The organism is Hymenobacter sp. J193 (assembly GCF_024700075.1).
Classification (GTDB): domain Bacteria; phylum Bacteroidota; class Bacteroidia; order Cytophagales; family Hymenobacteraceae; genus Hymenobacter.
This window is the reverse complement of record NZ_JAJONE010000001.1, coordinates 4,030,553-4,052,429: the sequence shown is the minus strand read 5'-3', so window position 1 is coordinate 4,052,429 and position 21,877 is coordinate 4,030,553. Positions and strand designations below refer to the sequence as shown.

The 21,877-nt window shown below is 59.5% G+C and carries 15 protein-coding genes and 1 other RNA gene; 13 read left to right on the top strand and 3 right to left on the bottom strand.

The annotated features are described in order from the left end of the window. Positions 1 to 183 precede the first annotated feature (183 nt). The 8 genes from LRS06_RS17695 to LRS06_RS17660 all read left to right on the top strand — a co-directional run bounded on the left by LRS06_RS17695 (position 184) and on the right by LRS06_RS17660 (position 12,171). Entirely contained in the window at positions 184 to 1,143 is a 960-nt protein-coding gene (locus tag LRS06_RS17695; RefSeq protein WP_257872710.1) for a YfiM family protein, read from the top strand. Positions 1,144 to 1,362: 219 nt separating this feature from the next. Continuing rightward, a complete protein-coding gene (locus LRS06_RS17690) occupies positions 1,363 to 2,469 on the top strand; it encodes a Smr/MutS family protein (protein ID WP_257872709.1) in 1,107 nt (368 codons plus the stop codon). Between the two features lie 188 nt (positions 2,470 to 2,657). Beyond that, complete coding sequence (locus tag LRS06_RS17685) at positions 2,658 to 4,523, top strand: M1 family metallopeptidase (protein ID WP_257872708.1); 1,866 nt, start codon at positions 2,658 to 2,660, stop codon at positions 4,521 to 4,523. Positions 4,524 to 5,336: 813 nt separating this feature from the next. Next, complete coding sequence (locus LRS06_RS17680) at positions 5,337 to 5,741, top strand: hypothetical protein (protein WP_257872707.1); 405 nt, start codon at positions 5,337 to 5,339, stop codon at positions 5,739 to 5,741. Between the two features lie 527 nt (positions 5,742 to 6,268). Further along, positions 6,269 to 6,724: RNase P RNA component class A (rnpB, locus tag LRS06_RS17675), an RNA gene on the top strand. A gap of 128 nt (positions 6,725 to 6,852) precedes the next feature. Beyond that, positions 6,853 to 9,429: a cellulase family glycosylhydrolase gene (locus LRS06_RS17670; protein WP_257872706.1), complete on the top strand. Its 2,577-nt coding sequence runs from the start codon at positions 6,853 to 6,855 to the stop codon at positions 9,427 to 9,429. Between the two features lie 109 nt (positions 9,430 to 9,538). Beyond that, positions 9,539 to 10,717: a sigma-54 dependent transcriptional regulator gene (locus LRS06_RS17665; RefSeq protein WP_257872705.1), complete on the top strand. Its 1,179-nt coding sequence runs from the start codon at positions 9,539 to 9,541 to the stop codon at positions 10,715 to 10,717. A 203-nt stretch (positions 10,718 to 10,920) separates the two neighbouring features. Next, complete coding sequence (locus LRS06_RS17660; protein WP_257872704.1) at positions 10,921 to 12,171, top strand: S8 family serine peptidase; 1,251 nt, start codon at positions 10,921 to 10,923, stop codon at positions 12,169 to 12,171. Between the two features lie 70 nt (positions 12,172 to 12,241). Here the strand turns inward: LRS06_RS17660 and LRS06_RS17655 are convergent, their stop codons facing one another. After that, positions 12,242 to 13,246, bottom strand: a complete 1,005-nt coding sequence (locus LRS06_RS17655) for an acyl transferase (protein WP_257872703.1) — start codon at positions 13,244 to 13,246, stop codon at positions 12,242 to 12,244. Positions 13,247 to 13,344: 98 nt separating this feature from the next. On the opposite strand from LRS06_RS17655, the gene LRS06_RS17650 reads away from it, so the two are divergent. Beyond that, entirely contained in the window at positions 13,345 to 13,902 is a 558-nt protein-coding gene (locus LRS06_RS17650; RefSeq protein WP_257872702.1) for a hypothetical protein, read from the top strand. Between the two features lie 67 nt (positions 13,903 to 13,969). On the opposite strand, the gene LRS06_RS17645 is transcribed toward LRS06_RS17650, so the two are convergent. Next, positions 13,970 to 16,384 (bottom strand): alpha-ketoacid dehydrogenase subunit alpha/beta, encoded by a 2,415-nt coding sequence (locus LRS06_RS17645; RefSeq protein WP_257872701.1) that lies wholly within the window; start codon positions 16,382 to 16,384, stop codon positions 13,970 to 13,972. 206 nt (positions 16,385 to 16,590) lie between these two features. On the opposite strand from LRS06_RS17645, the gene LRS06_RS17640 reads away from it, so the two are divergent. The 4 genes from LRS06_RS17640 to LRS06_RS17625 all read left to right on the top strand — a co-directional run bounded on the left by LRS06_RS17640 (position 16,591) and on the right by LRS06_RS17625 (position 21,467). After that, positions 16,591 to 17,367: a DUF1573 domain-containing protein gene (locus LRS06_RS17640; protein WP_257872700.1), complete on the top strand. Its 777-nt coding sequence runs from the start codon at positions 16,591 to 16,593 to the stop codon at positions 17,365 to 17,367. Between the two features lie 300 nt (positions 17,368 to 17,667). Beyond that, positions 17,668 to 18,795, top strand: a complete 1,128-nt coding sequence (ald, locus tag LRS06_RS17635) for an alanine dehydrogenase (protein ID WP_196955939.1) — start codon at positions 17,668 to 17,670, stop codon at positions 18,793 to 18,795. A 152-nt stretch (positions 18,796 to 18,947) separates the two neighbouring features. After that, positions 18,948 to 19,547, top strand: coding sequence for an SMI1/KNR4 family protein (locus LRS06_RS17630; RefSeq protein ID WP_257872699.1), 600 nt, complete (start codon positions 18,948 to 18,950; stop codon positions 19,545 to 19,547). A gap of 15 nt (positions 19,548 to 19,562) precedes the next feature. Next, on the top strand, positions 19,563 to 21,467 hold the full coding sequence (locus LRS06_RS17625) for an LTA synthase family protein (RefSeq protein WP_257872698.1): 1,905 nt from the start codon (positions 19,563 to 19,565) through the stop codon (positions 21,465 to 21,467). A 5-nt stretch (positions 21,468 to 21,472) separates the two neighbouring features. Here LRS06_RS17625 and LRS06_RS17620 read toward each other — a convergent pair whose 3' ends face one another. Then, the gene (locus tag LRS06_RS17620) at positions 21,473 to 21,871 is read right to left on the bottom strand and encodes a two-component system response regulator (RefSeq protein ID WP_257872697.1); all 399 of its coding nucleotides are present in this window, start codon (positions 21,869 to 21,871) and stop codon (positions 21,473 to 21,475) included. Between the last annotated feature and the right edge of the window lie 6 nt (positions 21,872 to 21,877).

The window sequence follows — 21,877 nt, the reverse complement described above, 5'->3', positions numbered from 1 at the left end:
TAAGGGGTGAAAAAAATGCAAGATGCTAACCGGCGTATATGCCGAAAACAGCGAAAATTCGTTGATTTAGCCGGGGAAATTCTCTTAAAGTTACATCCGCACCAGCCGCATAACCAAGCTACAGGATGCTTTTGTCGTAGTTTTGTTGAGGCACTTTTCCCGGTGTCTGGTTGTCGCGCTGCTATGCTGTGGGTTATCCGCGTTTTCTGGTTGGGGCTGCTGCTTGTGGGCGGGTGGCCTGCCTTTGCGCAGGTGCCCCGCGCCCAGCCCGACACACTCACGCTAAGGGCAACCACTACCACACCGCCACAGTTCCCGCCTCCCCCCGACTCCAGCCAGCTCAGCCGCCGCCTGCCCATACTGGCCGGGGGCCTGGCTGTAACCTACACCGGCACACTCTATCTGCTAAGCAAAAGCTGGTATACCGGTGAGCGGGTGCCGCTGCATTGGTTTGATGACGCCCGCGAGTGGAAGCAGCTCGACAAAGCCGGTCATTTCTGGGGCGCTTTCCACGAAAGCCGAGGCGCCGTGGACATGCTACGCTGGGCCGGCGTGCCCGAGCGGCGGGCCCTGTGGTACGGCGGCTTCGTGGGGTTTCTGCTGCAAAGCCCCATTGAATTGCTCGACGGCCGCGACCCGGCCTACGGCGCCTCGGCCACTGATTTGGCGGCCAACTTTCTGGGCTCGGCGGGCCTTATCGGGCAGCAGCTGGCCTGGGGCGAGGTGCGCATCATGCCCAAGTATTCGTTTCATACTACCCGCTACGCCGCTTTGCGCCCCAACGTGCTGGGTAAAAGCCTGGGCGAGCAGCACCTGAAGGACTACAATGGCCAGACGTACTGGCTGTGCGTGGACGTGGGGGCCTGGCTGCCGGCTTCCTCGCGCTGGCCCCGCTGGCTGCAGCCGGCCCTGGGCTACGGGGCCCAGCAGATGGTGTACAACGACCCGAAAGCCAACGCCGCCCTCGGCCTCCACCCCTACCGGCAGTACTATCTCAGCCTCGACGTAGACCTGCGGCGCATTCCCACCCGCAGCAAGCTGCTCAAGCGCGTGTTCTACGTGGCCAGCATCTTCCACCTGCCTGCCCCCGCCCTGGAGTTCAACCGCCAGCGCGGTGTGGTTGTGCGCGGGCTTTATTATTAAGTTGTCTGTTGATAGTTGGTCTGTTGCCTGAAGCAGGAACAACTATAAATTCACAACTATCAACTGCAGCGGCCCCGGTGGAAGATAGTCGACGGCCAGGGGCGCGGCCAGTCTTAGCTGCCGTTTTTCCCTTTTCATTGGCGACCTTTACAGCCTGCGCCTGGGATACTGAACGTCAAAACTACGTACTCAGGAAAAACAGCGCTAATCCCCCAGCATATGAACGTAGGAGACCGAGTACGCCTGCTCACCGGGCGCGAGGAAGGCATCATCACCCGCCTGCTCGACAACGACCTGGTAGAAGTAGCCATTGATAACGACTTCACCATTCCGGTGCTGCGCCGCGAAGTGGTGGTAGTAGCCGCCGAAGAAACCAAAGCCTTCGGGCAAAGCGCCGCCTCGGTTGCCGCCGAGAAAAAAGCCGCCGCCAGCGGGGCCGCCCAAGCGGCTAAAGCCGCCGGAGTATCTGCCTCGCCCGCCGCGGCGCAGAAAGCCAACAGTCCTGCCCCGCTGCCGGCCGCCAAAAATGCCGCACCGGTGGTACAGAAAGGCGTGTATCTGGCCCTCACCCACCAGTCGCCGGAGCTGCTGGCGGTGCAGCTCGTGAACCATACCGACCAGGAAGTGCTTTACACCTTTGGGGAGGAGCGCAAGGAGCAGTACCGTGCCTTGGGCGCCGATAAGCTGGCGGCCAAAGCGGCCAGCGCGCCGCTGGGCCACTGGCACCTCAAGGATTTCGACCAGTGGCCGGCCCTGGTGGTGCAGCTGCTGCCCTACAAGCTCAACAGCAACACAGCCTACGAGCTGCTCACCAAGCGCCTGCAATTCAAGGCCGCCAGCTTCTACACCAGCCGCCAGCCCAACGTGCCGGTGCTCCAGCGCGAGGCGTATCTGTTTCAGCTGGATGAAAAGCCTGCGCCGCCCGCCGTTATTGCGCCCGAGAAGCTGGCCGAAACCCTGAAAGCCCAGTTCACCGGCAATGCCCCGGCCAAGCCCGCCGCCATTGCGCCCGCGCCGGAGCCAGCCAAGGCCATTAAGGCCCCGCCTCACGAAGTAGACCTTCACCTGGAAGCCCTGCGCCCCGAAGGCGCCGAGGGCCTTAGCAACACGGCCATTCTCAAGCTCCAGCTCGATGCCTTCGAGGATACATTGAGCCGCGCCCTGGCTACCAACATGCACGAAATCGTGTTCATCCACGGCTCCGGCAACGGCACGCTGCGCAAAGAGCTGCACAAGCTCCTGAGCCGCAACCGCGACATCAAGTTTTTCGAGGACTCCAAGAAAGAAAAGTTCGGCTACGGCGCCACCCTGGTACGGCTGAAGTAAACCGTACAAACCGGCTGTCATCCTGAGCAGCGCGAAGGACCTTGTCATGTTTGGCTGATGTCGTTAGAACGATTTCGTCCAGGCATGGCAAGGTCCTTCGTGCTGCTCAGGATGACAGTTCCTTTTTCTGCAAATAGGCAACCATTCCGGCCCATACGGGTACTTTGCGGCAGCAACTCATCCGCCGCATGAAACTCCCTTTACTTCTCGCCGCTTCTCTTCTCTCCTTCTCGGCCCTGGCCCAGCAGCCGCTGCCGGTGCCGCGCAACCTGCAGGCCACCTACGCCAAAGGCACCCGCGCCGAAAACGGCCAGCCCGGCCCCAACTACTGGCAGAACTCGGCCGACTATACCCTCAAAGTCAGCTTCGACCCGGCCAGCCGGCGCGTGGCGGGCACCGCCCAGATTGCCTACCACAACCAAAGCCCCGACTCGCTGCGGCAGCTCCTGTTCAAAATCTACCCCAACTACTACCAGAAAGGCGCCCCTCGCGCCGGCCGCATCAGCCCCGAAGACCTCACCGAGGGAATGCAGATTGAGGCTTTGAGCATCAACGGTCAGGCCGTGGACGTGGCCAACCTAAGGCCGGACGCTACCAACATGTTCGTGCCCCTGCCCCGCACCCTGGGCGCGAAGCAGACGGCCCAGATCAGCGTGACGTACAGCTACACGCTCAACAAAGGCTCCCACATGCGCACCGGGGAGATTGAGCCGGGCGCCGACTTTGTGGCCTACTTCTTCCCGCGCGTGGCCGTGTACGACGACATCGACGGCTGGAACCGCCACCCCTACATCGGCTCCCAGGAGTTCTACAACGACTTCGCCAACTTCTCGGCCGACATTACCGTGCCCCGCAACTTTGTGGTGTGGGCTACCGGCGACCTGACCAACGCCGACGCGGTGCTAGGCAAAAAATACGTGAAGCGCCTGCGCGACGCGGAAAAGAAGGACGCCATTACCAGCATCATCACCGAAGCCGACCTTAAGAAGCAGGACATAACCGCCCCGAACGCCCAGAACACCTGGCACTTTGAGGCCAAGAACGTGACGGACTTCGTGTTTGCCACCGCCGACCACTACGTGTGGCAGTCGAGCAGCCTGGTGGTGGACCCGGCCACCAAGCGCCGCACCCGCGTGGATGCCGTGTACAACACCAAGCACAAGGACTACGAGGAGGTCATTCACTTCGCCCGCAAAACGGTGGAGGCCATGAGCTACACCTTCCCCAAGTGGCCCTTCCCCTACTCCCACGAAACCATCTTCGACGGCCTCGACCAGATGGAGTACCCCATGATGGTGAACGACAACCCCGTGGAAAGCCGCCAGGACGCCATTACGCTCACCGACCACGAGATTTTCCACACGATGTTCCCGTTCTACATGGGCATCAACGAAACCAAGTACGCCTGGATGGATGAGGGCTGGGCCACCATTGGCGAGTGGCTGATTTCCAAGCAGATTGACCCCACGCTGGACGATGACTACGGCGTGGCGCCCTACGCCCAGAACGCCGCCACCGAAGCAGACTTGCCCATTATGACGTTGACGACCCAGCAGAACGGGCTGCCCTTCTTCCTGAACTCCTACCCCAAGCCGGCTTTCGGCTACCTCTATGTGAAGGAGTTGCTGGGCGACGAGCTGTTCACCAAGGCCCTGCACACCTACATCCGCAACTGGAACGGCAAGCACCCCATGCCCTACGACTTCTTCAACTCCATGAACGCTGGGGCGGGCCGCAACCTCAACTGGTTCTGGCAGCGCTGGTTTTTCGACGGCGGCTACCCCGACCTGGCCATCCGGACCGTAGCCAAAACCGCCACCGGCTACGACGTGACCGTGGAAGCCAAAGGCACCAAGCCCGTGCCCGTATACCTCACCATCACCTACCAGGACAATTCCACCCAGCAGCTGCACCGCACCATCGAAGTCTGGGAAACCGGCTCCCGCACCGTGACGGTGCCCGTGCCCACCACCAAAGCCGTGAAGCAAGTGAAGCTAGGCGCCACCCTCGTGCCCGACAGCTACCCGAAGGATAACGTGTGGGAAGGGAGGTAAACCAGTACCTTTTCAACTCAGATTATATAATATGAAAATAACCATCAAAATTATCTTCGCATCCTTAGCAATAATCTTAGCAATTGGGATTATACTACAAATATATGCTTTTTATGCCTACAGGCCGGAGTATATCGGCGCGTACAACATTCCGTTGATGGGCCGGACATTCTTTAGCCTACTTTTGAACCAGTTTCCTTTTTCTGTATTTCTTGCCGGCTGTATATACGCTTTTTTTGAAAATTCTAAAGGATACAAGTTGATATTTTTCACACTAACATACTTTGCATTGGGTTCAATAATTACACTCCTACTCTACCAAAATATTCCTAGCACATCGAGAGAGAGTAACTATTGGAGCATTGTTATTACACTGATATTGTTACTACTAATTACAAGAAAAGGAATTAGAAGTTATTTTTCAATATCGAATAACAACTTCGCGGGCGAAAAATACATTTTATTTTATTCTATTACTGCAATTTTTATAAATCAATGCATTATTCATTATTTTCTATAAAAACTCTAAATTATAAATAAATCCTCTTATTATAGCAGTTTCGTGAACGGTGTAGAGACGCATACTTGCGTCTCGTCGTCTGCGCCGCATGTCGTTCAACGAGTAGACGCAAGTATGCGTCTCTACGCAGCCGCTACAGCGTTCGTGAATCGGTTATAAACCTTGTCAAACATTAGACTCTCATATGACGCCTCTTGGAGGGATACAAATCGGCTAAATCGTACAATAGCCTTCTTTCAAATGTGCTTCCCACTTGTTTTTTAATCATGCGCCTCCCAACTACTTTCTTACTTGTGTTTACGCTGCTGATGCTGGCATCAACAGAAGTAAGGGCCTGCAAATGCAGCATTAAGGTCCGTGAATTCAACCATGCGGTCAAGGCTAGCTCGTTGGTTTTCCTCGGAAAGCTGGTCGAAATAAGCCAGGTTTCCGATTCACCAATCTTTTTCAGCGCTACTTACAAGTTCGTTCCTTTAAAAACCTGGCGAGGTGAGTCAGCCGATACTCTAATGCTGCAGACGGGCAGTAATTGTAACATTCGCCTACAGGCGGGCAGCACTTATGTTCTCTACACCAATCCAGGACAAGAGCTAAGTATTTGTCACCGCATTATTAGCCAGAATATCCAGGCTGAAATTGAGAAATTGGACAGATACTTTGTAAAGCCTCGTCCTTTGCAAAGGAGAAATACGAATTAAGCTTTACTATAATTCAGCCACAACAGCACACGTCTCCGAGCAATAAGCCATAAGGCCAAAACCAGAAGCACTGTACCGTGGGCATACTAGTTTTACTTGTGTTTCTACCCAGCCTGGTTGTTTGGGTTCTGGCCGTTTATGCTACCATCGGGAATTTGCCGCTTGGTTCCGGGGAAGTTGTTGGGGGGATAAGCTTAGCTGTTCTTGGCCTGATAGGGCCCTTGCTCAGGTGTAAAATAAAAGGCAAAATGTATGCGCTGAGCCCACCCTTCGTTTACCTGATTTTCTCCGTTATTCTTCCCTATTGTCTGGGGCTGCTAGTATCCGTTCTCAGTCAACACGGCTTTGCACTGGCAGCAGCGCAAGCACTTCATCTGGCAGTAGCCATTGTTCTTCCCGTGGTGTGCGGCTACTTTTTTTGGCGCCTGAGAAGTTCAGCGTCCCTAACTTATTGCGCATCAAAACTTATCACTAGCCCGGGCTACCAACCCAGAATGAGTCTTCAGCTTTGCCTATCTTTGCCGGCAGTGATGGGTCGCCCCACCGCGGCGCCAAACGTGAGAATGGCGACGAGGAAAGTCCGGGCAACGCAGAGCACCCTGCTTCCTAACGGGAAGGACCGGGCGGCGTAAAGCTTCCCGGGACAGCCAGTGCCACAGAAAAGTACCGCCAAGCGGTGAAGTTGCGAAAAGTGAAGTTGTGAATTTCACAATCTTACAAATTTACAACTTCACCTTTGGTAAGGGTGAAAAGGTGCGGTAAGAGCGCACCAGCGGCTGGGTGACTATGCCGGCTGGGTAAACCTCAGGGGTTGAAAGACCAAATAAGCTGGCACGCCGGCCCTCTCGGGGGCGGGCACCGGGCGGCTCGTCCGGCGCCAGCGGGTAGGTTGATGGAGCCTTTCCGCGAGGACTGGCCTAGATAAATGGTGGGGCCGCGGCTTCGGCAGCGGACAAAACCCGGCTTACAGACTCATCACCGGCACCAGGGCGGCCGCAGCATCTTCGGGTGCGGCGGCCGCTTTTGCGTTTGCGTAGTGTTACTTCGCGGTTCCCTTACTTCACTACAGCGTATGGTTGGTTTCCTTTCTTTCCTCGCCCGGGGCAGGGCAATGCTGCTCGGGCTACTGCTTTTTCTGGCGGGCATCGGGCCGGCCCAGGCCCAGAAGCCGCTGCCCAAAACCGACGTATACATCGATAAAGGCGGCGTGCTGCGCTGGCAGGGCAGCCGCGAAGAAGTGGCGCTTTTCGGGGTGAACTATACCGCGCCGTTTGCATACTCCTACCGCGCCCACCGGCGGCTGGGCGTGCCGCTGGAACAGGCCATCGACCAGGATGTGTACCACCTTTCGCGCCTGGGCATCGACGCCTTTCGGGTGCACGTGTGGGACGTGGAAATTACCGATACCGTGGGCAACCTGCTGGCCAATGAGCACCTGCGCCTGCTCGACTACCTGGTGCAGCGCCTCAAGCAGCGCGGCATCAAAATCATCCTCACGCCCATTGCCTACTGGGGCAACGGCTACCCCGAGCCCGACACGGCCCAGACGGGCTTTTCGGCCATCTACCCTAAGGGGCGCGCCTACAACAACCCGCGCGCGGTGCAGGCCCAGGAAAACTACCTCAAACAGTTTCTGAATCACCGCAACCAGTACACGGGCCAGCTCAACCGCGAAGACCCCGACATCATTGCCTACGAGGTGTGCAACGAGCCGCACTACCGTCAGCCCGAGGCCGAGGTAAGCCAGTTTGTGGAGCGCATGGTGGCGGCTATGCGCTCTACCGGCTACCGCAAGCCTATCTTCTACAACATTGCCGAAAGCCCGACCGTGGCCAATGCTATTCTGAACAGCCCGGTGCAGGGCTTTACGTTTCAGTGGTACCCCTCGGCGCTGGTGGGCGGCCACACCCAGCGAGGCAACCTGCTCCCGCTCGTAAATCAATACCCGATTCCGTACGCCCGGGACCCGCGCTTTAGCTCCAAGCCGCGCATGGTATACGAGTTTGAGTCGGCCGATATCCTGCAGCCTATAATGTACCCGATGATGGCCCGCAGCTTCCGCTCGGCGGGCTTCCAGTGGGCCACCCAGTTTGCCTACGACCCGCTGGCCATTGCCTACGCCAACACCGAGTACCAGACTCACTACCTCAATCTGGCCTACACGCCGGCCAAAGCCCTCAGCCTGCTGATTGCCGGCAAGGTTTTCCGGCAGGTGAAGCGCGGCCAGTCGTTTGGCGCTTTCCCCCAGGATTCTACGTTTGGAGACTTCCGCATTAGCTACCGGGCCGGCGTAAGCGAGCTGAATACGCCCGAGGAGTTTTACTACACCAGCTCTACCACCACCCAGCCGCGCAAGCCCACTGCCCTGCGCCGCGTGGCCGGCACCGGCTCCTCGCCCATCGTGCACTACGAAGGAACCGGTGCCTACTTCCTCGACCAACTGGCCAGCGGGGTGTGGCGGCTGGAGGTAATGCCCGACGCTATTGAGGTGCGGGACCCGTTTGCCACTACTTCCCTGCGTCAGTCCGTTACGCGCATTGCTTGGAACGCCCAGCCCATGCGTCTCACGCTGCCCGGCTTAGGAGCCGATTTCACGGTGCGGGGGCTGAACCCCAGCAACACCTTCCAGAGCCAGGCCTCCGAGGGCACCGTGCGCTTGCAGCCAGGCGTGTATCTGGTAGCTGCCCGGGGCAAAAACATAGCGGCCTTCACAGCCCAGACTACGCTGGGTGCTATCCGGCTCGGCGAATTTGTAGCCCCGGCCGCCTCTACGTTGCCGGCCCAGGTGCTGCACACTCCGCCAGCGCAACTGGTAGCAGGCCAGCCCGCTCTGCTTCGCGCCACAGTAGCCGGCGCCGGCGCCACCGATTCGCTTTTTCTAATAGCCCAGCATTTCTACGGACGTACCCGCACCATCCCCATGCGCCGGCTCACGCTTACCTCAGCCGAAGCTAACGTGCCGGCCGAGCTGCTGTACCCCGGGCTGCTGCGCTATTCCATTGTACTCAGGCACCAGGACCGCTCCACCACTTTCCCCGGCGGCTTTGCGGGCAGCTCCCTGGCCTGGGACTATGCCCCCCAGGACCGTTGGGAAGCTCTCATTGTGGCTCCCGGCACGGCACTACCCCTTTTTCGGGCTGCCCAGGACCGGCAGCTGGTTGAAACCGGCGGCGTAAACGGGGCCGGCTGGGCTGATTACATAAGTACCCCTACCGGCCAGTTGGCTCTGCGCCTGCTGCAAGCCCCGCCAGCGGCCGCGCCCATTCCGTTTGCCGATGCCAAGGCCCCGGTGGCGTTTCTGCGCGCCTACTTCGGCGACCGGCTAGCAGCCCGAGCCAGTGAAGCGGGCAACTTCACCGAAGTAGTCGTGCGGGGCCAGCGCAGCGCCGGAGCCGGCCGGGTGCGCCTGGTGCTGACGTCGCGGGATGCAGCGGCCTACGTGGCGGAGGTGGAGCTGGGAGCTGAGGTGCAGGACGTGCGCGTGCCGCTTTCCGCTTTCCGACCGGGGGCGCAGATGCTGTTGCCGCGTCCCTACCCCAGCTTTTTGCCGCTGACGTTCCAGGTGTCCGGCCCGCCAGTTGTGCCGGTTGCGCAGCTGGAAGTGTTGCAGGTGCTGCTGGAACCCGCCGCGGCTCCCGCCAGCTCCGACCGGCCTTCCGTTGATATTGAATCCGTGTACCTGCGCTGAGTTACCGGACCTCGTTTGGTTTCACTGATGTGGTTTTCGGGGGCACGTTCGTCCATTTGCGGCGGGCATTTCGTTTCTTTGACTTTCTTCCCTTGCCTTGTTCCAGCCTATGCCCCGCATTCTGATTATTGACGACGAACGTGCCATCCGCAATACCCTCAAGGAGATTCTGGAGTACGAAAGCTACCAGGTAGACCAAGCCGAGGACGGCCCCACCGGCTTGGACATGCTCATCAAGGACAAATACGACGTGGTGCTCTGCGACGTGAAAATGCCCAAGATGGATGGTATTGAAGTGCTAGAGCGGGCCCGCATCGTAGCCCCCGACGCGGCCTTCATCATGGTATCGGCGCACGGCAACGTGGAAATGGCCGTGGACGCCACCAAAAAAGGCGCCTACGATTTCCTGCAGAAGCCACCAGACCTGAACCGCCTGCTCGTGACAGTGCGCAACGCCCTCGACCGTACCAAGCTGGCTTCCGAAACCACTAAGCTGGCTTCCGAAAACAAGACGCTCAAGAAAAAGCTGGCCAAGAACTCGGAAATGGTAGGCGACTCGGCCGCTCTGGGGGCCGTGCGCAAAGCCATTGAGAAAGTAGCCCCCACCGATGCCCGCGTGCTCATCACCGGGCCCAACGGCGCGGGCAAGGAAATGGTAGCCCGCCAGCTCCACGAGCTCAGCAACCGCGCCGGTGGCCCCATGGTGGAAGTAAACTGCGCCGCTATTCCCTCGGAGCTGATTGAGTCGGAGCTGTTCGGGCACGAGAAAGGCTCGTTTACCTCGGCCGTGAAACAGCGCATCGGCAAGTTTGAGCAGGCCGATGGCGGTACGCTTTTCCTCGACGAAATCGGCGACATGAGTCTTTCTGCCCAGGCCAAAGTGCTACGCGCCCTGCAGGAAAACAAGATTACCCGCGTGGGTGGCGAAAAGGAAATTTCGGTGAACGTGCGCGTACTGGCAGCCACCAACAAGGACCTGCTTCAGGAAATAGCCGACCGCAACTTCCGCGAGGACCTCTACCACCGCCTGTCCGTTATCCTGATTCAGGTGCCTGCCCTCAATGACCGGCGCGAGGACATTCCGGCGCTTATCGAGAAATTCCTGAAGGACATTGCCCAGGACTACGGCAACAAGCCCAAGAAGATTGACGACGCGGCGCTGGCCTACCTGCAGGGCCTCGACTGGCGGGGCAATATCCGGGAGCTGCGCAACGTGGTGGAGCGCCTCGTGATTATGAGCGACGAAATCATTTCCGAGGCCGATGCCCGGGCGTTTGCGGGCAAGTAAAGACTTGTTATTCTGGCAATGAAAGCCGCCCTATACGGGGGGCTTTTTTATTTGGTTACGCCTTTTTTGAAAAAATGTGAACCATAGAGAAGTTACTATTGTCTATAAGGCAAGCAACCGGTAGTCAACTTTATCAAATGGATGAAGTTGCCGCCGGCCCAGACTGCTGCTGAGTTGTCTTTTATCCACGTAACCCATTACGCATGATGAATCTCGTTCAGAATTTCCGCTTCAGTGCTCTGTGTGCTGCCGTTGTAGGTTCTTCTTTGTTGGCCAGCTGCGCCAAAGACTCTATCACCGCCAACGACCCCACCCCTGCTACCGGCCTCAATTCCTCTTCCAGCGTTTCTGGTCAGGCTGCCGGTAAGTATATCGTAGTACTGAAAGACGAAAGTGTAAATCTGAGCGATGCTGGAACTGAGGATAGCAACGATGAGCGTACGGAAGCGCGCTTTGCTGCCCGCAGTGCAAAAGTACGCGACGTTGCCCAGGGCGTACTTCGGCAGCGTGGCCTGCGCTCCGAGCAGGTAGGCCGCACGTATAATCGTGCCCTGAAAGGCTTCTCCGCTGACCTGACCAAGGCTGAAGCCGCCGATCTGGCCCAGGATTCCCGCGTAGCCTACGTAGAGCTCGATCAGCCTATGTCGATTGAGCAGACTACTGCTACCACCGCTACCGCTTCAACCCAGGTCATTCAGTATGGCGTGAAGCGGGTAGGCTACGGCAGCGGCGTAGGCAAAACGGTGTGGATTCTGGACACCGGTGTTGACCTCACGCACCCCGACCTGACCGTCGATAAAACCCGCAGCCGCACTTTCTACCCCGTAGGAGCTGACGCAGCTTCGGCCAATGATCTGAATGGTCACGGCACGCACGTAGCCGGTATCATTGCCGCCAAAAACAATACGGTAGGTGTTATGGGCGTAGCCGCCGGTGCTACTGTTGTAGCCGTAAAGGTGATGGATGCTACGGGCAGCAGCTCTTCCTCCGTGGTTATTGCCGGCCTCGATTACGTAGCCGCCAACGCCAAAGCAGGTGATGTGGTAAATCTGAGCATCAGCGGCGGCACCTCGACGTCCCTTGACGCCGCAGTAACTCGGGTAGCCAACAAAGGGGTGCTGTTCGCCATTGCAGCCGGCAACGATGCCAAAAACGTAACCCTCCACTCGCCGGCCCGGGTGAATCACACCAATGTTTTCACCGTCACGGCCATGAACAACCTTGATTCGTGGGCTTCCTTCTCCTGCTTCGGCAGCCCCACCGTTGACTACTGCATGCCTGGTGTAGCTATCAAATCAACCTACAAAGCCGGTGGCTACGCGGCCATGAGTGGCACTTCCATGGCAGCTCCGCATATGGCCGGCGTGCTCCTGATGCGCGGCAAATCCTTTACCCGCAGCGGCAACGTGAAGCTGGACCCCGACGGCACTGCCGACCGCATTGCTCACTTGTAAGCTTTATCCGTTACTAGAATTGCTTTTTAGAAAATCCGCTTCCCACTATGGGAAGCGGATTATTTTTTTCCTAGTCGGCCAGTTGGTTGCAGCCGCGGATATCAGAGTTATCGAGCCGGCCCAATACCTCAAAAGAGCCATCCGGGTGCATGCGGGCCAAGTCCTTCGTTTCAATGAAAGCGCAGCTATCCACATTGGCCAGGTCGATGACGTTTATGGCTCCGGTGGTTCGGCTGGCTGACACAGCGAACGGGTCGCTGGGGTCGCGCAGCAACACTTGCAGCTGAGGCGGAGCATGGAAGCGCCCATCGCCCAAGCTGTACGCCTGGCTCAGCAGCTCCGTCATACCATATTCGGAGTGGATGCCAGCGGGGCCAAAAGCTGCTTGCAGCTCCTGGTACAGTTCTTCCCGAATCATTTCGCGGCGGCGGCCCTTCATGCCACCGGTTTCGAGCACCGTAAGGCCCTGCAGCACGGGGTTGCCGGCATAGGTGGCGGCAAAATCCAGGAGCGCATAGCTGACACCGATAAGCAGGATACGCCGGTTGCTGGTTTGCCGGGCTTGCTCAATGGCCGAAAGCAGGGCGGCGTGGTCGTGCAGGAAAAAGGCGCTTTGCCGCTGGCCCGAAACCTGCGCAAAATGCTCTACCATGGCTACCAAAGAGGACTCTCCCTGCTCCAGGTAAGACGGCAGCAGAGCCAGAATCGTCCACCCGTTCAGCGGGCCGTAGTAACGCTCGAAGATTTCGGCCGCATGCCGGCGGTACAACTGTGAGTCGCGCACGTAGTGGCGGCTGCGCTGCTGCCGCGTGGTGCCGCTGCTCAGAAACACCTCCTGCGGCTGCCACTCGGCAGGGTCGGTGCGCACCTCATGGGTCTTGAAAAACTCAATGGGCAGAAACGGAATTTCCTCCGAGCCGGCTACCTGCTCCGGCTGGCAGCCCAGCGCCTTCAGGTAGGCCGCGTACGGCGGGCAGTGGCGCGCCTGGTACCGGAACAGTTGCAGCGCAGCCTGCGGGGCGGTGGTGGCAGTAAGGGCAGAAAGCTGGCGCAGGTGCTCGTCGCGGAAACTCATTGGGCCTTGGTAAGGTTAGCGTAGTGGCACAACAAAGGTCCGTCGGCTTCGTTGAGAATCCGTACCTTTTGCCGCTCACATAAGGAGTTTTTCTGCATATGTTTTCTACGCGTACGTTTTGGCAAACCGCAGTTCGGCTAGGCCTTGTTCTGAGCATCAGCCTGTTCGTGGCATCCTGCATTTCGCCCCCGGAGTATTCCGATACGCCCAGCATCGAGTTCAAGGCTATCAACTCCCGGCGGGTAGTAGACGGCAGTGGCACACGGGATGTGGTTACCATTACCGTAGCCTTCCAGGATGGCACGGGTGATTTGGGGTTGGACTCCCTGGATATTAAGGCCGCACCTTTTTTACCGTTCAACGCGGATGGCTCGGCCAACCGTTACTTCAATAACTACTTCGTCAAGATTTTCCGCAAGGATGCTACGGGCGTTTTTCGCTCGCTGAATCTTGAGCCGCAATATAACAGCCGCTTCGACCACCTGGCCCCGTCTGATAAAGCCGCACCAATCAAGGGGGACCTGCGTTTCACCCTCATTCTGTTGTATGGACTAACCTTCCGCAAGGGAGATGAAATCCGATTCGAAATAGCCATTGCCGACCGTGGCCTCCGGGAAAGCAACACCATCACTACCGATTCCATTATTATTCCCTGAAGCCGGGTAAGAAAGACAAAAGGGCCGCAACTCTCGTAGTTGCGGCCCTTTTTAATGCGGACTCTACTTAATAGATAGCCGGAAAGCGCTTGGCGTCGGCTTCCTGCATGAGCTCATATACGGCGTCGAACACATCCTCCACATTGGGCTTGGAAAAGTAGTCACCGTCGGAGCCATAGGGTGGGCGGTGGGCCTGGGCGGAAAGGCAGCGCGGCTGGGCATCCAGGAAGCGGTACGCCTGCTGCTCGTCGAGCACCTGCTGGAGCATGTAGGCGGTGGCCCCGCCAGGCACGTCCTCATCGGCGAAAAGCACCCGGCTGGTTTTGCGCAGGCTATCGGCAATGATATGGTCGACATCAAAGGGCAGCAGCGTTTGCACGTCGATGACTTCAACGGAAATGCCTACGTCGGCCAGCTGCTTGGCGGCGTCCTGCACGATGCGGCACATGGAGCCGTAGGTTACGATAGTCACGTCTTCACCTTCGCGCAGGATTTCGGGCTGGCCCAGGGGCAGGGTAAACTCGCCCACATTTTGCGGAATGCGCTCCTTGAGGCGGTAGCCGTTCAGGCACTCAATCACAATGGCCGGCTCGTCGGAGCGCAGGAGCGTATTGTAGAACCCGGCGGCCTGCGTCATGTTGCGGGGCACGCACAGATGCATGCCCCGGATGGCGCCCAGAATCATCTGAATGGGCGAACCGCTGTGCCAGATACCCTCCAAGCGGTGGCCGCGGGTGCGGACGATAAGCGGTGCTTTCTGCCCGCCTTTGGTGCGATACTGCAGGCAGGCTACGTCGTCGCTCAAGATCTGGATGGCGTAGAGCAGGTAATCGAGGTACTGGATTTCGGTAATGGGCCGCAGGCCACGCAGGGCCGCGCCGATGCCCTGCCCGACAATGGTGCACTCCCGGATGCCGGTATCCGTTACGCGCAGCTCGCCAAACTTTTCCTGCAGCCCGGCAAAGGCCTGGTTTACGTCGCCGATGCGGCCCACATCCTCCCCGATAGCGAAGATGCGCGGGTCGCGGCGGAAGTTGGCTTCAAAGCAGGCCTGCAGCACCTCGCGGCCATCTACCTGCGGGGCGTCAGCAGCAAACTCTACCGGCACTTCCTGAATGTTCAGCGCGGCTTCTTCGCTCTGGCTGAACAGGTAGGAGTTGTAGCGCTCCGCATTTTCGGCCTGGGCCTGCTCCAGCCAGTTCTGCAGCTCGCGGCGAACCCAGCTGCGCTGCCCGCGCACCTGGCGCAAGGCGCGGCGCACGGTCCGCACGATATCCGCCCGGATAGGTGTGGTATTCTGCTGCAGCTGCTCCACCAGCTCGTGCAGGGAGTTTTCGGTGCCAGTTTCGGTTACCAGCTTGTTGAGCAGCTCCACCGCTTCGTCACGCTCCTGTCGGATGGGGCTGAAAAACCCGTTCCACGCGGCCGTGCGGGCCAGGCGCACGGTTTCCTTGGCCTCGGTTTCGAGCTGGTCCAGCTCTTCTTCCAGAGCGTAGCCTTCGGTTAGCAGCCACTCCCGCATTTTGCGCAGGCAGTCGTGCTCTTCTTCCCAGCTCAGGCGGTCTTTCGACTTATACCGCTCATGCGAGCCGCTGGTGCTGTGGCCCTGGGGCTGGGTTACCTCCGTCACGTGCACAAGGACCGGCACGTGCTGGGTGCGGCACACCTCAGCGGCACGCTGGTAGGTGTCCACCAGTGCAGGGTAGTCCCAGCCCTTCACCACAAATATTTCAAACCCCTGCTGCCCTTCGCCTTCGCGCTGGAAGCCTTTCAGGATTTCGGAAATGCTTTGCTTGGTGGTCTGGTACTCGGCGGGCACCGAAATGCCGTAATGGTCGTCCCACACACTTACGAGCATAGGAATCTGCAGCACCCCGGCGGCATTGATGGCCTCGAAGAACATGCCCTCCGAGGTGCTGGCGTTACCGATGGTACCGAAGGCTACCTCGTTGCCGTTCACGGAGAACTGGCTGTACTGGTGCAGCCCAGGGTTTTGGCGGTAAAGCTTGGAGGCGTAGGCCAGCCCGACGAGGCGCGGCATCTGGCCGCCGGTAGGCGAAATATCAGCCGATGAGTTCTTGCTTTCCGCCAGGTTCTTGAAATGCCCATCCTCATCCAGCAAGCGGGAGCCGAAGTGCCCGTTCATGGCGCGGCCGGCCGTGGAGGGCTCGGCTTCCACGTCGGCGTGGGCATAGAGCTGGGCAAAGTACTGCTGCAGCGTCAGCTCCCCGATGCTGAACATGAACGTCTGGTCGCGGTAGTAGCCGGAGCGCCAGTCGCCGGGGCGGAAGGCGCGGGCCATGGCCAGCTGAGGCAGCTCCTTGCCGTCGCCGAAGATGCCGAACTTGGCTTTGCCCATAAATACTTCCTTGCGGCCCGCAAGCGAGGCCTGGCGACTTTCCCAGCCCAGGCGGTAGTCGCGGAGCAGGTCTTCTTTGGTCAGCACGGCGGTGTTGAGTTCGACAGTTTCAGGAGTAGGCATGGGAAGGGAGCGGGCAGGAAATGTAAACGGCAAAGCAAGCCGGGCAGGTGGGTGGACGCCCGGCATTTCGGGTCAAAAGTACGGATTTGGCCTCAGCCTGCCACAGAGCAGGTCCCCGGCGCGTCTGTACGCACAAGGCTGGATTTTGGCTATCTTTGGGCAGGGGCCGGCCCGACTGGTGCGGCCGGCCTTTTTCCTGCCGAATTATGCTGAAATCTACTTACCTGCTGGTGCTGGCTTTGCTGCTGGCCGTGGGAGCCCGCGCCCAGGGCGTGCTTTCCTTTGACAAAGACCTCCACGACTTCGGCAACGTGCCCGAGGGCACCATGGCCACCTACGAGTTTCGGTTCAAAAATACAGGCAATCAGCCTATTGTGGTAGCGCACGTGCAGGCCAGCTGCGGCTGCACCACGCCCGACTGGACCAAGACGCCCGTGCTGCCCGGCAAGTCGGGCGTGATAAAAGCGGTGTACAGCAGCGCCGGCCGGCCCGGGGTGTTCAACAAAACCATTACCGTGACCAGCAACGCCGCCGAGGCCAGCAAGGTGCTCACCATCAAGGGCACGGTGCTCACGCGCGACGAACTGAAAAAGAACCTGACGCCGGCCCAGTTGGCCCAGTCGCCACGTATGGTACTGGACCGCCCTGTGCATGATTTTGGCAAAATGGAGGCTGGCCAGCAGCCTACCGCCCGCTTCACGGTGCGCAATACCGGCAAGTCGGACCTAGTGCTGGGCGCGCTGTCGTCGGGGTGCTACTGCGTGGGGCTCAAGAGCGTGCCCGCACCCATCAAGCCCGGCCAAAGCGCGGTGATAGAGCTGATTTATTCTCAGCGCAAGCTGGGCGCCATGACGGATGAAGTTGTACTCAGCTCCAACGACCTGAACGGCGACGCCCGCCTCACGCTGAAAGCCAACGTGGTAAAAAGCCTGCAAGCCGCCAACATGCTCAAAGAAGGCGACGCAGCCGTGCCGTTTAAGTAGGTGATGAGGTGACAGGTAACACGTGACAGGTTCCACGTGGTCATTCCGAAGCAATCCATCCTGAGCAACGCCCAATGCCCTGAAATGTAAAAAGCCCTTACCCGTGCGCAACGAGTAAGGGCTTTCTGCTAACAAAGATGGGACTGGCACTGAAAAGGACGGATTGCTTCGCGTTGCTCGCAAAGACACATGCTACCTGTTACGTGTCACCTGTTACGTGTTACCTCATCACCTTATCCCCTATCTTTGCGGTGCTCTACGGGGCGCATTTCTCCACCCACTTTCTCTTACCTTTCTGCGATGATCATCGGCGTACCGAAGGAAATCAAAAACAACGAAAACCGCGTGGGCCTGACCCCGGCGGGCGTAGCGGAATTCCGCAAGCATGGCCACGAGGTATTCGTGCAGGCTACGGCCGGCGAAGGCAGCGGCTTTTCCGACGCCGAGTATCAGCAGGCCGGCGCCACTATTCTGCCCGGCATTGCCGACGTGTACGGCAAGGCCGAAATGATTGTGAAGGTAAAGGAGCCCATTGCCGAGGAGTACCCGCTCATCAAGGAAAACCAGCTGCTGTTCACGTATTTTCACTTTGCCTCGGGCGAGGAGCTGACCCACGCCATGATTGAGCGCAAAGCCGTTTGCCTGGCCTACGAAACAGTGGAGCTGCCCACCCGCGCTCTGCCCCTGCTTATTCCGATGAGCGAAGTGGCCGGTCGTATGGCCCCGCAGGAAGGCGCCAAGTACCTGGAGAAACCTCTGAAAGGCCGCGGCATTCTGCTGGGCGGCGTGCCCGGCGTGAAGCCTGCCCACGTGCTGGTGCTGGGTGGTGGTATCGTAGGTACGCAGGCCGCCAAAGTGGCCGCCGGTCTGGGTGCGCAGGTAACCATTATGGACGTGAACCTGAACCGCCTGCGCGAGCTGGACGACTTCATGCCCAAGAACGTGGTGACGCAGTACTCCAACGAGTATAACATCCGCGAAGCCATCAAAACCACCGACCTCGTGGTGGGCGCTGTGCTGATTCCGGGTGCCAAGGCCCCGCACCTCATCACCCGCGACATGCTCAAAACCATGCGCCCCGGCACCGTGCTGGTGGACGTGGCCGTGGACCAGGGCGGCTGCATCGAAACCTGCAAGCCCACCACCCACGAAAACCCGACCTTCATCATCGACGATATTGTGCACTACTGCGTGGCCAACATGCCCGGCGCGGTGCCCTATACCTCTACCCTGGCGCTGACCAACGCCACATTGCCTTACGCCGTGAAGCTGGCCAACCTGGGCTGGCAGGAAGCCTGCCGCCGCGACGAGGCCCTGCGCCTCGGCCTGAACGTGGTGCACGGCAAAGTGGTATACAAAGGCGTAGCTGAAGCCTGGGGTCTGCCCCTGGAATCGGTTGAGTCGGTGATGGAAGAAGCAGCGGTTTAATTCTGCAGCATAAATTCTAACTGCTGAATTGATTGAGCGCTCTGATGGCCGTTACGCCGTTGGGGCGCTCAATTTTTACTTCAACCAGCTACCCGCTGCCCCAGCCGGGCCCGCTGATTATTCATTCCTGTTCTTCATTCCTCATTTCTTACATGAAGGGTATTCTGTACACTGGTGGCGAGCTGACGGACCTAGTGAGCTTTGCGCAACTTCCCTCCTACCTGCAAGCGTTTTTGCGCGAGCAGAACGGCGTGGTAGCGTACTTCGGGGGGCTGCACGTGCGCGGGTGCGTGGCGGCGCCGGCCTGGCACGCGCTGGCCGAGGCGTGGCAGGGCGAAAATGCTTTCTGGCGCACCTACGACACCGTGCTGGAAACCGACGTGCCCTTTGCGCAGGACTGCGTGGGCAACCAGTTTCTGCTGCGCGGCGACGCGGTGCTGTTTCTGGACACCGAAACCGGCGAGCTGGCTGACTTGGAAGTGGACTTCAAGCACTTTCTGTTTGGGGCTGAGAAGTTTCCGGTAGATGCCCTGGGCCTGGAGCCTTTGCGTGACTTTCAGCGGGCCGGCGGCGTGCTGGCGCCCGGGCAGCTGCTGAGCGTGAGCCCGCCGTTGTGCATCCGCACGGCTACCGAAAAAACGCAGCTGATGGCCCGGCCCGCGGCCGAGCGGCTGGCGTGGCTGGCGGACTTCTACCGCCAGATCAAAGACCTGCCCGACGGCCAGCAAATCCGCTTTCGGCCCACTGAATAAGCTTTGCCTTTGCTGATGCCCTCGGAATTTCTGCGTCTGCTGCTACGCCGCTTTGCCCTACTGCTGGGGGTGTATACGCTGCTGCGCCTGGGGTTTTACGCGGTCAACCACGCAGTTTTTCAGGAGGCCTCAGCGGGGCAGACGCTGCTGGCGTTCTGGCACGGCTTCCGGTTCGACGTCTCGGCCCTGCTGCTGCTGAACCTGCCGTGGGTGGTGCTGAGTTTGATACCCAGCCGGGCCCGGCGCTGGCAGCATTTCCTGCGCACGCTCTACCTGCTGCTGAACGCGCTGGGGCTGGTGCTCAACCTTGCAGACTGGGAGTATTTCAGCTTTATCGGGCGGCGCACCACCAATGAGCTAACGACCATCGGGGCCGACGTGCAGCGGCAGGCGGGCCAGCTGATCAGCAACTATTGGCATCTGTTCGTGCCGTTTGGGCTGCTGCTGGCCGCGCTGTGGTTTTTTTACCCCATGCCTCAGCCTCAACCGGAGACCCGGACCATGCCCGACCGCAAAGCCCGGCTGCGCTGGCTGCTTGAGGCGGCATTAGTAGCTGGGCTGGCGGTGCTGGGTATCCGGGGCGGGTTTCAGCTGAAGCCCCTGCGCACCGGCGCCGCCTTCGTGCAGCAGCCTGCGGTGCTGGGCCATCTGGCTTTGAACAGCACCTTCACCTTCCTCAAAAGCCTGGGCTACGATACTATCGAGCCGAAAACCTACTTCAGTTCTGATACGGCGCTGCACCGGGCGCTGGCAGCACAGCCGGCCCCGCCCGTACCGCGCCTAGCCCGCCGCGACAACGTAGTGGTGCTGTTGCTGGAAAGCTTTGCCTCGGAGTACACTGGCGCGGAAAACGGCGGGCATGGGTACACCCCTTTCTTCGATTCGCTGGCCACGCACGGCGGCTTGCTGTTGCGGGAGCATTATGCCAACGGGCGCCGCTCCATTGAGGCGCTGCCGGCCGTGCTGGCGGGGCTGCCCTCGTTGCTGGAAGGGCCGTTCATCACCTCCAACTTCCAAACCAATGAGCTGCACGGGCTGGGCGAAATCCTGGGACGGCAGGGCTACACGACCTCGGTGTTCCACGGGGCCGAAAACGGGTCGATGGGCTTCAATACCTTTGCGGGCGTAGCGGGCATACAGCGCTACTACGGCCTGAATGAGTACCCCGGCGGCCGTACCAGCCCCGACTACGACGGGCACTGGGGCATTTTCGACGAGCCGTACCTGCAGTATTTCAGCCGCCAGCTCAGCCAGCAGCCCGAGCCATTCTTCAGCACACTGTTCACCCTCTCGGCTCACGAGCCGTTCACGGTACCAGCCCAATACGCCGGCCGCTTTCCCAAGGGCACGCTGCCCATTCATCGGGCCGTGGCGTACTCCGACTTTGCCTTGCGGCAGTTTTTCCGGACTGCCGCAAAGCAGCCGTGGTACCAGCACACGCTATTTGTGTTGCTGGCCGACCATACCTCCCAAACCAACCGGCCGGGCTACCGCAACGTGCTGGGTGCTTACAAAACCCCGCTGCTGCTGTTCCGGCCCGGCACGCCGCTACCGGCTGCCAACGTGCACCGCATCACCCAGCAAGCCGATGTGCCGGCCACGGTGCTGGATTTGCTGGGCGTAGCGGCCCCGCGCCAGTTGTTGCCCTTCGGCTACTCGGTGTTTGATAGCACTACCACAGGCCGCGCCATCTTCCTCAGCGGGGGCTCCTACTACCTCGTACATACCGATTATGTGACCGAGCTGACGGCCGACGACCAGGTGCGCCTCTACCCCTACCGCACGCACCAGCTGCCGGCCCGCCCCCTGGCCGCGCCCGACCCCGGGAAGCTGCGCCAGTACGGAAATGAGCTGAAGGCCTGCGTGCAGTTTTACGTGAATGGGCTGGTCCAGAACGGGCTGTACCCGAAGACCGAGTAAGGACACTACTGGGCGCGTTCTTCCTCCAGCTGGGAGCGAATGGCCCGGATTTCTTCCCCGTCGATAGGCTTGTGGATGAGGCCGGCCACCAGGCTATAGGTTTTGGCTTTTTCCATGTCAGTGAGAGCCAGCGAGGAGGTCAGGATGTAGATATGGCAGCGCCCGTGCAGCCGGGCTTCGTAGGGGGCCAGCGCCTCCAGAAACTGCCACCCGTTCATTACCGGCATGTTCAGGTCGAGGAATATAATTTGGGGTATTTCCTGACTAGGCTGCGTCAACAGGGCCTGCAGGGCCTCTTCAGCTGCCAGAAACGTGCGGATATCATCCGAGAAGCCCTCCAGGCGCAACAGGGTTTCCGTCAGGTAATTGCCCAGGTCGTCGTCGTCGATGAGGAAAGTTTTCATGGGCAT

What these genes read in the sequence shown, in the direction of transcription:
- LRS06_RS17685 (WP_257872708.1), top strand. Translation starts at nt 2,658, where the DNA reads ATGAAACTCCCTTTACTTCTCGCCGCTTCTCTTCTCTCCTTCTCGGCC.
- LRS06_RS17650 (WP_257872702.1), top strand. Translation starts at nt 13,345, where the DNA reads ATGTTTTCTACGCGTACGTTTTGGCAAACCGCAGTTCGGCTAGGCCTT.
- LRS06_RS17660 (WP_257872704.1), top strand. Translation starts at nt 10,921, where the DNA reads ATGATGAATCTCGTTCAGAATTTCCGCTTCAGTGCTCTGTGTGCTGCC.
- LRS06_RS17670 (WP_257872706.1), top strand. Translation starts at nt 6,853, where the DNA reads ATGCTGCTCGGGCTACTGCTTTTTCTGGCGGGCATCGGGCCGGCCCAG.
- LRS06_RS17625 (WP_257872698.1), top strand. Translation starts at nt 19,563, where the DNA reads ATGCCCTCGGAATTTCTGCGTCTGCTGCTACGCCGCTTTGCCCTACTG.
- LRS06_RS17665 (WP_257872705.1), top strand. Translation starts at nt 9,539, where the DNA reads ATGCCCCGCATTCTGATTATTGACGACGAACGTGCCATCCGCAATACC.
- LRS06_RS17645 (WP_257872701.1), bottom strand. Translation starts at nt 16,384, where the DNA reads ATGCCTACTCCTGAAACTGTCGAACTCAACACCGCCGTGCTGACCAAA.
- ald (WP_196955939.1), top strand. Translation starts at nt 17,668, where the DNA reads ATGATCATCGGCGTACCGAAGGAAATCAAAAACAACGAAAACCGCGTG.
- LRS06_RS17655 (WP_257872703.1), bottom strand. Translation starts at nt 13,246, where the DNA reads ATGAGTTTCCGCGACGAGCACCTGCGCCAGCTTTCTGCCCTTACTGCC.
- LRS06_RS17695 (WP_257872710.1), top strand. Translation starts at nt 184, where the DNA reads ATGCTGTGGGTTATCCGCGTTTTCTGGTTGGGGCTGCTGCTTGTGGGC.
- LRS06_RS17630 (WP_257872699.1), top strand. Translation starts at nt 18,948, where the DNA reads ATGAAGGGTATTCTGTACACTGGTGGCGAGCTGACGGACCTAGTGAGC.
- LRS06_RS17620 (WP_257872697.1), bottom strand. Translation starts at nt 21,871, where the DNA reads ATGAAAACTTTCCTCATCGACGACGACGACCTGGGCAATTACCTGACG.
- LRS06_RS17690 (WP_257872709.1), top strand. Translation starts at nt 1,363, where the DNA reads ATGAACGTAGGAGACCGAGTACGCCTGCTCACCGGGCGCGAGGAAGGC.
- LRS06_RS17640 (WP_257872700.1), top strand. Translation starts at nt 16,591, where the DNA reads ATGCTGAAATCTACTTACCTGCTGGTGCTGGCTTTGCTGCTGGCCGTG.